This is a genomic window from Luteibacter yeojuensis, assembly GCF_000964085.1.
GTDB lineage: Bacteria > Pseudomonadota > Gammaproteobacteria > Xanthomonadales > Rhodanobacteraceae > Luteibacter > Luteibacter yeojuensis_A.
This window is the reverse complement of the sequence record NZ_JZRB01000003.1, coordinates 190632-202942: the sequence shown is the minus strand read 5'-3', so window position 1 is coordinate 202942 and position 12311 is coordinate 190632. Positions and strand designations below refer to the sequence as shown.

11 protein-coding genes are annotated in these 12311 nt (G+C 65.4%); 7 read left to right on the top strand and 4 right to left on the bottom strand.

What is annotated here, in order from left to right:
- The first annotated feature begins 121 nt into the window (after positions 1-121).
- Positions 122-829: a C40 family peptidase gene (locus tag VI08_RS02425; protein WP_045827926.1), complete on the top strand. Its 708-nt coding sequence runs from the start codon at positions 122-124 to the stop codon at positions 827-829.
- A 53-nt stretch (positions 830-882) separates the two neighbouring features.
- On the opposite strand, the gene VI08_RS02420 is transcribed toward VI08_RS02425, so the two are convergent.
- Entirely contained in the window at positions 883-1794 is a 912-nt protein-coding gene (locus VI08_RS02420) for an alpha/beta hydrolase (protein WP_052697630.1), read from the bottom strand.
- 72 nt (positions 1795-1866) lie between these two features.
- Between VI08_RS02420 and VI08_RS02415 the strand changes: the two genes are divergently transcribed.
- Positions 1867-2598, top strand: a complete 732-nt coding sequence (locus VI08_RS02415; RefSeq protein ID WP_045827925.1) for a pseudouridine synthase — start codon at positions 1867-1869, stop codon at positions 2596-2598.
- A gap of 172 nt (positions 2599-2770) precedes the next feature.
- On the opposite strand, the gene kbl is transcribed toward VI08_RS02415, so the two are convergent.
- Positions 2771-3967 carry a glycine C-acetyltransferase gene (gene kbl / locus VI08_RS02410; RefSeq protein WP_045827924.1) on the bottom strand — a complete coding sequence of 399 codons (1197 nt, stop codon included), beginning with the start codon at positions 3965-3967 and terminating at the stop codon, positions 2771-2773.
- Between the two features lie 162 nt (positions 3968-4129).
- Entirely contained in the window at positions 4130-5164 is a 1035-nt protein-coding gene (gene tdh / locus VI08_RS02405; protein WP_045827923.1) for an L-threonine 3-dehydrogenase, read from the bottom strand.
- A 158-nt stretch (positions 5165-5322) separates the two neighbouring features.
- On the opposite strand from tdh, the gene VI08_RS02400 reads away from it, so the two are divergent.
- From VI08_RS02400 to VI08_RS02390, 3 genes are all read left to right on the top strand, one after another.
- Positions 5323-7476, top strand: a complete 2154-nt coding sequence (locus tag VI08_RS02400; protein WP_045827922.1) for a S46 family peptidase — start codon at positions 5323-5325, stop codon at positions 7474-7476.
- A gap of 266 nt (positions 7477-7742) precedes the next feature.
- A complete protein-coding gene (locus tag VI08_RS02395; RefSeq protein ID WP_045827921.1) occupies positions 7743-8957 on the top strand; it encodes a M35 family metallo-endopeptidase in 1215 nt (404 codons plus the stop codon).
- A 295-nt stretch (positions 8958-9252) separates the two neighbouring features.
- Positions 9253-9831 carry a methyltransferase family protein gene (locus tag VI08_RS02390; RefSeq protein WP_045827920.1) on the top strand — a complete coding sequence of 193 codons (579 nt, stop codon included), beginning with the start codon at positions 9253-9255 and terminating at the stop codon, positions 9829-9831.
- Positions 9832-9849: 18 nt separating this feature from the next.
- Here VI08_RS02390 and VI08_RS02385 read toward each other — a convergent pair whose 3' ends face one another.
- Positions 9850-10812 (bottom strand): hypothetical protein, encoded by a 963-nt coding sequence (locus VI08_RS02385; protein ID WP_052697629.1) that lies wholly within the window; start codon positions 10810-10812, stop codon positions 9850-9852.
- An 85-nt stretch (positions 10813-10897) separates the two neighbouring features.
- Here VI08_RS02385 and miaA point away from each other — a divergent pair, with 85 nt between their 5' ends.
- Complete coding sequence (miaA, locus tag VI08_RS02380) at positions 10898-11833, top strand: tRNA (adenosine(37)-N6)-dimethylallyltransferase MiaA (protein ID WP_045827918.1); 936 nt, start codon at positions 10898-10900, stop codon at positions 11831-11833.
- 131 nt (positions 11834-11964) lie between these two features.
- The gene (gene hfq, locus VI08_RS02375; protein WP_045827917.1) at positions 11965-12225 is read left to right on the top strand and encodes an RNA chaperone Hfq; all 261 of its coding nucleotides are present in this window, start codon (positions 11965-11967) and stop codon (positions 12223-12225) included.
- Positions 12226-12311: the final 86 nt, after the last annotated feature.

The window sequence follows — 12311 nt, the reverse complement described above, 5'->3', positions numbered from 1 at the left end:
ATGGCGGGTTTTAACTTTCTGCCAACAACAGGTCGGTCCGGGTTTGCTAACTTCACCCTCAGTTCACGGTCGTCTCACATAAACGGCGGCTTAACCCAACGATGATCAGGCCTTTCCGCTCATGCATTTCAAGCGACTGACCGCTCTCGCGTTAGCTACCTGCTGTATCGCCGCCGTTACACCTGCCATCGCCGACACCGTCCAGGCCCCCCAGGGTCTCGACCAGTCCGCGTCGCTGCTGCTGACCGATCTGCCGACCTTCGCCCCGGCCTCCGGCCTGGCGCAGTCGATCATCCCGGATGCCGCGGCCCTCGTCGCCCCGAAGGCCACCGTGGCTTCGGCGCAGGCCGAGCAGGAAGCCGACGCCGTCGATGCTGACGATGACGACGACAGCCTCGTCGCCGCCGCCACCGCCAAGCTGGCGGGCCATGTCGATGGCCATGCCCGCGAAGCACTCCTCTCGTTCGCCATGAAGCTGCGCGACATCCGCTACCACCGCGGTGGCCGCACGCCCAGCGCCGGCTTCGATTGCAGCGGCTTCGTCCGCTACGTGTTCGCGCACAGCATCGGCCTCGACCTCCCCACCAACTCGGCCAGCCAGTTCCTCGCCGGCCTGTCGGTGAAGCGCAACGAAATGAAGACGGGCGACCTGGTCTTCTTCCGCACCCGCGGCAAGGCCATCTCGCACGTCGGCATCTACATCGACAACGGCCAGTTCATCCACTCCCCGTCGGCAGGCAAGACGGTGCGCGTGGACAGCCTCAACGAGGCCTACTGGTCCAAGCACTTCGCGGGCGCCAAGCGTCCCGAGGGCATCGCCAAGATCTGACGGGTCCCTTCAACGACTTTTCCGAAACGGCATGCCCAGGCATGCCGTTTTTTTTAGCGCGGCAGGAAGCCACCACCGATAAGCCACTGTTCGAGCAGGTCGGGCCACGTGCGCAGTGCGCGCTTGTCGGCCGCCAGCCCGGTGCCGTGCACGCCCTTCTCGTACACGTGCAGCTCGCTTGGTACGCCTGCCCGTTTGAGCGCAAGGAAGTAAGCGACGCTGCCTTCCACCGGGATCGTCTCGTCGTCGGCGGTGTGGTAGATGAAGGTGGGTGGCGTCCTCGCCGTGATGTGGCGGATCGGCTGGTAGCGCTCCAGGTAAGCCGGCGTGCACGTCGACGCGGGGATCTCCAGCGCCTTGCAGTAGGCAAGGCCCTTCTGCGCGCTGTCGAACATGGAAAAGGCGGGGTAGCCAAGGATCACGAAATCCGGCCGCGGGCTTTGTCGCGCGGTGGCATCGTCCGGCCCGCCCGGCACCGGGCCATCGGCCGTCTCCAGCACCCCGCCCAGGTGGCCGCCCGCCGAGAAGCCGATGTAGCCGACCTTGTCGGTGGCGACACCATACGCCTTGGCGTGGGCACGCACATATTGCACGGCGCGCTGCGCGTCCATCAGCGGCGTGGGCATCGGGTACCTGCCGCCCAGGCGGTAGCGGAGCACGAAGGCGGTGACGCCGCGGCTGGCGAACCAGTCGGCGACCTCGCGGCCCTCGAGGTCGCCCGCCAGCCCGAGGTACGAGCCGCCCGGCGCGACGATCACCGCCGTGCCGTTCGGCGTGCCGAAGGGCGGGAAGACCGAAAGCGACGGGATGTCTTCGATCGCGCTGCCCTTCGCCCCCGGCGGCGTGCCGCTATAAAGGGGTACCTGGCCCAGGTGCAGCATCGGGTCGCCGACGGGCGTGGGGTCCTGCGCGTGGGCGCAGGCGGCGGCGACGAGCGCGGACAGGGCAAGCAGGCGGGCTTTCACGTGCGTCGGATCCTTTTCGCGGGCCGCCGTGCGCGGCGTCAGCCACCGAGGGTACGGTAAAATCCACGGACGATGCCCAAGCCTCCACGCACGCCCACGTTCGGCCTTGCCCGAGTCCTCTCCAAGCGCGGTATCTGTTCGCGCAGCCAGGGCGAGAAGCTCGCGCGCGATGGCCGGGTGCGCGTTGACGGCCGCGTCGTGCGCGATCCGGAGTTCCCCATCCGTGGCGCCGAGCGCATCGAGGTCGATGGCGGCGGCGCCGACGCCGCGGCGCCCGTCTATATCGTCATGAACAAACCGCGCGGGCTCGTGGTATCCGCCGCCGACGAGCGTGGGCGCGATACGGTTTACTCGCTGCTGGAGGGGGCGGGCCTGCCGTGGGTCGGCCCCGTCGGCCGCCTCGACAAGGCGAGCGAGGGCCTCCTCCTCCTGTCGAACGACACGGCATGGGCCGCCGGCATCACCGACCCGGCCACGCACGTGCCGAAGACCTACCACGTGCAGGTCGCGGGCCACCCCGACGAGGCGACCGTCGCGGCGATGCTCGAGGGCGTGGTCGATGAAGGCGAGCCGTTGCGCGCGGGCGCCGCGTCAGTGCTTCGTCAGGGCGAAAAGAACGCGTGGCTCGAGGTCACGCTCGACGAGGGCCGCAACCGGCATATCCGCCGCCTGATGGCCGCGCTGGGTTTCGAGGTGCAGCGCCTGGTGCGCGTCGCCATCGGTGGGCTGCCGCTGGGCGACTTGCCGAAGGGCAGGTGGCGGCACCTGGCCGAAGCCGAAGTCACCGCCCTGCGCCGCCGCTGAGGCGGAAACCACCTGTGGGAGCAAGGAGACCACCTGTGGAAGGAAACCATCTGTGGGAGCGCGCTTGCGCGCGAAAGGTGGTCGCGCAAGAGCCCATCGCGCGCAAGCGCGCTCCCACATGGCTTTAATTGAGCATGGCTTTAGTTGAGCATGGCTTTAGTTGAGCACGGCTTTATTTGAGCACGCCGAGCTTCTTGCCCACCTTGGTGAACGCGGCGATGGCCTTGTCCAGGTGCTCGCGGGTGTGTGCCGCGCTCATCTGCGTGCGGATGCGCGCCTTGCCTTGAGGCACCACGGGGAAGAAGAAGCCCGTGACATAAATGCCCTCGTCGAGCAGTTCGGCCGCCATGGCCTGGGCCTGCTTGGCGTCGTAGATCATGACGGGGACGATGGGGTGCTGGCCCGGGCGGATGTCGAAGCCGGCCTCGGTCATCTTTTCGCGGAAGTAGCGGGTGTTTTCCTTCACCTTGTCGCGCAGGTCACCGGCGGCGGCCAGCATGTCGAACACCTTGCTGCCCGCGGCAACGACGTGCGGTGGCAGCGAGTTCGAGAACAGGTACGGCCGCGAGCGCTGGCGCAGCATCTCGATCACCTCCTTGCGCCCGCTGGTGAAACCGCCCAGCGCGCCACCCAGGGCCTTGCCCAGGGTGCCGGTGAAGATGTCGATCTTGTCGAGCACACCGTGGAACTCGGCCGAGCCGCGGCCCGTATCGCCGAGGAAACCGGTGCAGTGGCATTCGTCGATGTGCACCAGGGCGTTGTACTTCTTAGCCAGCGCGGTGATCTCATCAAGCGGGGCGATGAACCCATCCATCGAGAAGGCGCCATCGGTGGTGATGAGCTTGGTGCGTGCGCCAGCCGCATCGGCGGCCTGCAACTGGGCTTCGAGATCGGCCATGTCGCAGTTGGCGTAGCGGAATCGCTTGGCCTTGCACAGGCGGATACCGTCGATGATGGAGGCGTGGTTCAGCGCATCGGAGATGATCGCGTCTTCCTCGCCCAGCAGCGGTTCGAACAGGCCGCCGTTGGCGTCGAAGCAGGCGGCGTAGAGGATCGTATCCTCGGTGCCGAAGAAGCGGGCGATCTTGGCTTCCAGTTCCTTGTGGAGGTCCTGCGTGCCGCAGATGAAGCGCACGCTGGCCATGCCGAAGCCGTGGGTGTCGAGGGCTTCCTTGGCGGCCGCGATGACCTCGGGGTGGTCGGCCAGGCCCAGGTAGTTGTTCGCGCAGAAGTTGAGCACCTTGCGGCCGCCCTCGAGCTCGATCTCGGCCGATTGCGGCGACACGATGACGCGCTCGGCCTTGAACAGGCCCTGCTCACGGATGGAGGCGAGCTCGGCGGCGAAGCGATCCTGGGCGGGGTAGGACATGGGGCGGGTTCCGGGACGGGGGAAACCCCAAGTCTACCTTCTGGTGGGCCGCGCAAAAAACCGCGGGAGCGCGCTTGCCCCCGAAGAGGGGGTAAACGCGCGATGGGGTTTGCGTCCAGCGCCCATCGCGCGCAAGCGCGCTCCCACATTGGCTTTTTTGTCTCAGATCCAGCTGCAGACGACTTTGCCGCACACACCGGCGTCCATCAGGTCGAAGCCTTTCTGGAAGTCGTCGATGGCGATCTGGTGCGTAAGCACCTTCTGCAGCGGGAAACCGGTGAGCACCATCTGGGTCATCTTGTACCAGGTCTCGTACATCTTGCGACCATAGATACCCTGCAGCGTGAGGCCCTTGAAGATGACCTTGTCCCAGTCGATGCCCGCGCCGCGCGGCATGATGCCGAGCATGGCCACCTTGCCGCCGTGGTACATGCACTCGAGCATGTCGTTGAAGGCGCGCGGGTTGCCGCTCATCTCCAGGCCCACGTCGAAGCCTTCGATGTGCAGGTCCTTCACCACGTCTTTCAGCGACTGGTTGGCGACGTTGACGACGCGCGTGGCGCCCATGTCGGCGGCCAGCTTGAGGCGGTAGTCGTTGACGTCGGTGACCACCACGTTGCGCGCGCCCACGTGCTTGGCGATGCCCGCGGCGATGATGCCGATGGGGCCGGCGCCGGTGATCAGCACGTCCTCGCCGATGAGGTCGAATTCAAGCGCGCAATGGGCGGCGTTGCCGTACGGGTCGAAGAAGGCGGCAAGCTCGGACGGGATCTGGTCCGGGATGGGCCACAGGTTCGAGGCCGGCATGGTCATGTATTCGGCGAACGCGCCATTGCGGTTCACGCCGATGCCCACGGTATTGGGGCACAGGTGCTGGCGGCCGGCGCGGCAGTTACGGCAATGGCCGCACACGATGTGGCCCTCGGCCGAGACGCGGTCGCCTACCTTGTAGCCCGTGACGCCCGGGCCGATCTCCGCGATGCGGCCCACGAACTCGTGGCCGATGGTAAGGCCCGGGGTGATCGTGCGCTGCGACCACTCGTCCCACTTGTAGATGTGCAGGTCGGTGCCGCAGATGGCGGTCTTCTCGACCTTGATCAGCACCTCGTTGGGGCCGGGGGTGGGCACCGGCACTTCTTCCATCCAGATGCCCTGTTCGGGGTTGCGCTTCACCAGCGCCTTCATCGTCTGCTGCATGGGGTCTCGGGTTTCCGTGGGGAGGGGCCGCGGGGGCGGTCCAAACCCCCATTATAGGCCGCGACAGGTAGGTTGGCTTGTGCGCCGCGCCATTGCCAGGGGCCGCCCCGGGCCTCTAGGGTGGGCCAGCTTTGGAAACCACAGGGGCAAGTGAGACGATGCGAATCCGCACCATGATGCTGGGAGCCGCCATGGCATTGGCGCTGGACGCGAAGGCCGACGAGGGCATGTGGATGCCTTCCCAGCTGCCTTCGATTGCGAAAAACCTCAGGGCTGCCGGCTTCCGCGGCGATGCCGCCGACCTTGCCGACCTCACGAAGGCGCCCCTCAACGCGGTGGTCCGCGTGGGCGGTGGCACCGGCTCGTTCGTGTCGGCCGATGGCCTGCTGGTCACCAACCACCACGTGGCATTTGGCGTCATCCAGTACAACTCCCGGCCGGATCGCGACCTCATCACCAACGGCTACGTGGCCCCCGACCGCGCCGGCGAGTTGCCGGCCAACCCGGATTACCGCGCCCGCGTCACCGTGGGCTTCGACAAGGTCACCGACCGGGTCCTCGCCCTTGCGAAGGGCAAGACGGGCAGGGCGTACTACGACGCCGTCGACGCGGCCAGCAAGGCCCTCGTGGCTGAATGCGAGAAGGAAGACGGCATCAAGTGCAGCGTGGCCACCATGTTCTATGGCCGCGATTTCTACCTGGTGAAGCAGATGGAGCTGCGCGACTTGCGCCTGGTCTACGCCCCGCCGCGCGCCATCGGCAACTATGGCGACGAAACCGACAACTTCATGTGGCCGCGCCACGCCGGTGACTTCACCATCCTGCGCGCCTACGTGGGCCCGGATGGCAAGCCGGCCGACTACTCGCCCGACAACAAGCCTTACCACCCGCCGTCGCACCTGCAGATCGCCACGGAGGGCGTGGCCGAGGGCGATTTCGTCATGCTCGCGGGCTACCCCGGCATCACGTACCGCCACCGTACCGCGGCCGAGTTCGCCGACCAGGTGGAATGGCGCCTGCCCACCTCCGTGGCCGTGCTGAAGGCGCTGCAGGACGTGATCGAAGGGGAGGGCAAGGCCGACAAGGAAGCGGCCATCCGTTACGCCTCGCAGCTGCAGTCGCTGAAGAACGGCATCAAGCGCTTCAGCGGCGAGCTCGAAGGCCTGCAGCGCAGCGATGCGGTCACCACCCGCCGCAACGACGAGGCCGCCATGCTGGCCTGGCTCGCGACGCAGCCGGCTGCGACGACCCTTAAACCTCAGATCGACCAGGTCATGGCACTCATCGCGCAGGGCAAGGACGTGCGCGAACGCGACCTGCTCATTGGCCTGCTTTCGAGCCAGACCCAGCTGATGCGCGGCGCCCTCAATGTCGACCGCCTCGCCGTCGAGCGGCCCAAGGCGGATGCCGCGCGCGAAAGCGGCTACCAGAAGCGCGACGAGGAACTGATCCAGAGCCAGCTGAAGCAGATCCAGCGCCGCTACGACCCGAACGTGGAAAAAGCCCTCGTCACGTCGCTGCTCACCCGCTACCAGCAGCTGCCCGCCGCGCAGCACGTGGCCGAGGTGGACAAGGTGTTCGGCACCACGCCGGCCGCGCTGGCCAAGGCGCTGGATGCCATCTACGGTGCCACGAAGTTCAGCGATGAAACCGAGCGCACCCGCCTGTTCACCGCCGCGCCCGCGGAGGTTGAGAAGAGCAACGATGCCCTCATGGTGGCCGCCCGCACGCTGCGCCCGGCGCTGCTGCGCATCGAGGATGAGAAGAAGGGCCGCGACGGCGACCTGCTGCGCCTTCGCCCGGCCTACATGCAGGCGCTGATCGCCTACCGCGAGAAGCAGGGCAAGGCGGTGTACCCCGACGCCAACTCCACGCTGCGCGTGAGCTACGGCAAGGTCACGCCGCTGGCTGCGCGGGATGCTGTCAGCTACGCACCGCTCACCACGGTGCAGGGCATCGTCGAGAAGAACACCGGCAAGGTGCCGTTCGACGCGCCGAAACCGCTGCTCGACGCCATCAAGAAAGGCGACTTCACCGGTTACGCCGACCCGAAGACGGGCGCCATGCCGGTGGACTTCCTCTCCAACCTCGACACCACGGGCGGCAACTCCGGCTCCCCGGTGCTGAACGCGAAGGGCGAGCTCGTCGGCCTCAACTTCGATAGCAACTGGGAGGCCGTCAGCGCCAGCTGGATGTACGACCCCCGCTACAAGCGCGCCATCCACGTCGATATGCGCTACATGCGCTGGCTGATGGACAAGGTGTACCCGTCGCCGGCGTTGCTCAAGGAACTGGGCGTGCCGGCGAAGTGACGCCATCGGTCAATCTCCGATATCGCTCAAAGAAAGGCCGCCCATGAGGCGGCCTTTCTTGTTCCTTTTCGGCAGACTTTTCGGAGGGTCGCACGCGTCTGCCGGTTCGGTGTCCCGTTTTCTCACGTCGTCGGCCGCACCATATCAACGTTTGTCCTTGGATCTCACATCCAATGCCTCGCTTTTGCGATGTTTCTATTGTTGCGAAAGCGCGGGTCATCGCTACAGTGCGCGCCCCGAATGTCGGGTTGCATGAAGGATCGTAAGTGAAGAACTTTGTAGGGAAGGCGCTTCTGATTGGCCTGTTCGTGTCTTCTGGGTCGGTTGATGCCAAGGGCCATATCAATGCGCAACTTGAGCGCGACGCGGAACGCTCTAGTACCGCACTCATTCTGTCCGTATCCAACGATGGCGATGCGCCGATTGCCATGCTCCGGCAACAGATTCCGATGGTTTTGATCAACGGAAAGAACTTGCCGAGCAACCTCTTTCGCATTAGGAGCGCGAATGACATCTCTGGCGGGGAGGTGCCGTACTCAGGCCTGCTATCGCGCATCGTGAATACGCAGGAAGCGGACTATGTGGTCCTGGCACCCGGTGAGGTGGTTCGCGTCAACTACGACCCCGCATACGATTACCAGCTGGAGCCATCGCGCACTTATAAGATCAACTACTTTGCATCAGGGGCCGTACATCCAAGTGATCGACTGGGCCGGCCCCGCGCGACAGTACTTCCGGTCGGCGACCAGGAGCTGATTGAAAGCAATGTTGTTGAATTCAGCACCCCTGCCGACTTCGTGCGCCCGAGAGCCTTCCATGCTCGATTCCCCAATCGCCCAGGGTTCGACAATGAAAATGGTGAATCCGAGGCTCTCTTCCAAGCCTTGCTCGCGGCGGAAAATATCATGGCCATCGCCATGAACCAGTACGAAGCCGGTGAGCCTCCGCTGTTCTTTCGGCCCAATACGTTCTCCGTTAACGGCGGAAATTACACCTGGTGGTTCAATGCGTATCAGCCTGAGGATGAGGGCTACATCCGTGGCACGCTCAAGGGGCTTCGTCGTCGCATCGATAGGCAGTCGTTCGGAACCAATCCAGTGCGATCAGTAGAGTTCGTCAACGGTCGGGGCACGCCTTCCTGTACGGCTAGCCCGGGCACAGCGGCCGTAGCGCACACCGGCTCCGTCGTCGGCCAGAACACGTATGAGATCCTCATCTGTCCGGACGTATTCTTTGGATTCCCGCAGTATCCGGATGGCATCGTAGCCGCCTCCCAGGGAGGAATGCTTCTACACGAGATGTCCCATTTCGCTGATCTTCCATCAGACGCGAATGGCTGGCTCTTCGGTACTGTCGACGTTGCGCCTATCTCAAACTATACCCGCGAGGGCGCACATGGATTGGCAGCGCGTAGCCGTGCCGATGCCATGCGCAACGCAGCCAATTACGAGTTCTACGCGGAAAATAAGCCAGCGCACTAAGTTCTGAAGGCCGCTACCGGTGCGATCCCTCGGCGCACCGGTCGCGGTGTCGGAGTCTTTCGCAATTTATCGACGTGCTGTCTTTCCTGGTTCGGGCCGCGGAATGCGGGTCGGATGAGTTGGACGTCGTGTTGCGTGCGCCTCAGGTGAACGAGGTAGGCATCATCCTCGCGGCAAGCCAAAAAGGATCTAGGCGTTGCGCTGATTCTTTTGTAGTCCAACTCATAGCCACTTCCGGCATGGGCCCAGCCACGGGCGTTTCGGCTACGATCGACCGGCACACAAGGGAGTGGCTATGGAAGCTTTGCTCAAAACGGGCATCAGCGCGTGCTGGTGGGTGTTGCTGGCGTGGTGGGTGATCAGCGCCTGGGGGAACAAGTCGGCCGTGCGTGGTGAGCCATGGCTCACGCGCCTGGCCCTTTACTGGGTGCCGCTGGCCATCGCGTTTGGCCTGCTGGGGCCTGGCAGCTGGTTCAGGGGTACGTGGCTTGCCGAAGGCATCGTGCCGCATACCGTTCCGGTGTTCGCCGCATCGCTAGTGATCGTGGCATCGGGCGTCGGCCTCGCTTGTTGGGCGCGCTACCTGCTCGGCAAGAACTGGAGCAGCGTCGTGCAGATCAAGCAGGGCCACGAGCTGATCGAGGCCGGCCCGTACCGCTACCTGCGGCACCCCATCTACACCGGCCTGCTCATCGCTTTCATCGGCACCGCGATGAAGGAGGGCGATGTCCGTGGCATCTTCGCGATCCTCATCGTCTTCATGTCGTTCTGGCGGAAGTTGCGCATGGAAGAACGTATGCTGGGTGAAACCTTCGGTGACGCATACGCCTCTTACAAGAAACGTACGCGTGCGCTCATCCCCGGTGTCCTCTGACCATGGTCGTCCGCTGCGTCACTTCGCTGCCTTGCAGCCCTCGATGCATGTAAACCACGCCTTGCGGCGGGGATAGTCCATGACCAGGCGGAAGTGGGCGAAGAGGTTGCCGCCGACGGAACCATGGACTTCGCTGTCCATCATGCCCGACATGCCGTCCTCACCGAAGGCGCTGTCACGGCGCTCCGTGAACCACACGGGCCCGACGGCCCAGCCCGCGATGTCGACGGACGGGACGCGGATGGCACGCGTGGCCTTGCCTGCGCCGAACAGATCATCCGCGTTATCGACGACCTGCCAGTCGGGATGGTGGTCGTGCCAGAGGTTCATGACAGAGGTGGTGATGTAGCTGCCCGCGGCGAAGCCGTTTGCGGCGACGCCGGTGCCCATGGCCTTGCGCCCTTCGCGGGTGGGATGTGCGGTCGCGCCCGTATCCAGCAGGAAATCGACGGGCTCACCGGCCACCTTGATCGTGATGCGGGGGTACGGCGTGCCGAAATCACCGTGGGGATTTTCCACGAAACCCAGCGATACGCCATGCGCTTCGCTTGCGGGTTCCCATCCTTTGTCTTCGAGCGTCAGGCGGCGCGCGGGGTAGTCGAATGTCCATGTGCCCTGGGCGAGGAACCATGCGCTAAGCGAGCCGTCGTCCATGTCGCCTCCCGGGCAATCCGGGTTCACGCTGATGGCGTCGCAAACGCGCGGCTTCATCGGCGGAAGGCCCTTTCCCGGCGCGAAGGCCGGCGTAGCCGCGAACGAGCCGCCGCCGTCGCAATGCACCGGCGCAAGGTGCAGCGGCGCGGCCGCGGACGTGGTCAGGAACCAAAAGCCGCTGCCGCCACCGGTATCGACGTTCAGCTTCAGCGTTTTGCCCGACGCCAGGGTCGGCGCGGCGAAGAAGTGCCCTTGTTCGTACACCGTCGGAACCACCGTCCCGGCCAGGGCGGCCACCGGGAGAGCCACGACAAGCGCGGCGATCATGCGAGAAACCTTCATTGCGTCCTTTCCCCTTCCATGTATGAGCATGGATACTCGCAAGCCGACGATCCACCCGCCAGCATGACTGATGACCCGCGACACCCGCCCCCTCGCCATCTTCCTCATGGGCCCCACGGCCTCGGGCAAGACGGCGCTCGCCTGTGAACTTTCCGACCGCTATCCGCTGGGCCTGGTCAGCGTCGATTCCGCGCTCGTCTACCGCGGCCTGGACATCGGCTCGGCGAAGCCGGGCCCGGCGACGCTGGTGCGTTACCCGCACGAGCTGATCGACATCCGTGACCCCGCGCAGCCCTATTCGGCGGCCGACTTCGCGGAAGACGCGACCACCGCCATGGCGCGCGTCGCGGCGGCGGGCAAGGTGCCCCTGCTGGTCGGTGGCACCGGCCTCTATTTCCGCGCCCTGCAGCGCGGGCTGTCCGAACTGCCCGAAGCCGACCCGGCGGTGCGCGAGCGCCTGGCGGCCGAAGCGGCCGACATAGGCTGGGCCGCGATGCACGCGCGCATGGCCGCGGGCGACCCGGCCGCGGGCCAGCGCATCCGCCCCGGCGATGCCCAGCGGATCCAGCGCGCGCTCGAGGTCATGGAGCTCACCGGCCGCCCCATCACCGAGCTGCAGGAGGCCCCCCGGGAGCCGTTCCCCTGGCGTGTGCTGAAGCTTGCCCTGCTGCCAGGCAACCGCGCCGTGTTGCACGAGCGCATCGCCCGCCGCTTCGACGCGATGCTGGCCGACGGCTTCCTCGACGAGGTGCGTGGCCTGAAGGCGCGGGGCGATCTCCACGCCGACCTGCCGGCCATCCGCGCGGTGGGCTACCGCCAGGCCTGGGAATTCCTTGACGGACAAGGAGATGCAGCAAACTTCCGTGAGCGTGGTATCTATGCCACGCGGCAGCTCGCAAAGCGCCAGATCACTTGGCTGCGGAGCGAGCTCGACGCACGCACGTTCGACCCGGATCAGGGGGATCCGTTGCCGGAAGCGGGCAGGGCGGTGGGGCAGTTTCTGTGAATTGCCGACGTCGTCACGCTGGCCGCTTCCAGCGGGCGTTTAAAAGCAGTTAAGATTCAAAGCACTTGGGCCGGGGCGCCGCTTGGCGTCTTTTACCCGGACCCGTACGAGAGGCGTAGGGGAGAAGAAAAATGTCCAAAGGGCAATCGTTGCAAGATCCATTTCTGAATGCGCTTCGTCGCGAACGCGTGCCGGTCGCCATTTACCTGGTCAACGGCATCAAGCTGCAAGGCACCATCGAGTCGTTCGACCAGTTCGTGGTGTTGCTGCGCAACCAGGTAAGCCAGATGGTTTACAAGCACGCCATTTCCACGGTCGTCCCAAGCCGTAATGTCCGCGTCGGCGGCCATGAAAGCCACGTCGACGCGGTGGGCGGCGACGCCGAGGGTTGAGGGGCCTTCAGGCGGAACCCATATCGGTAGGGACGAGACCGGCCAGGCCATCGCGGCCTGGCCGGCTCCTCCTCCATCCATGAGGT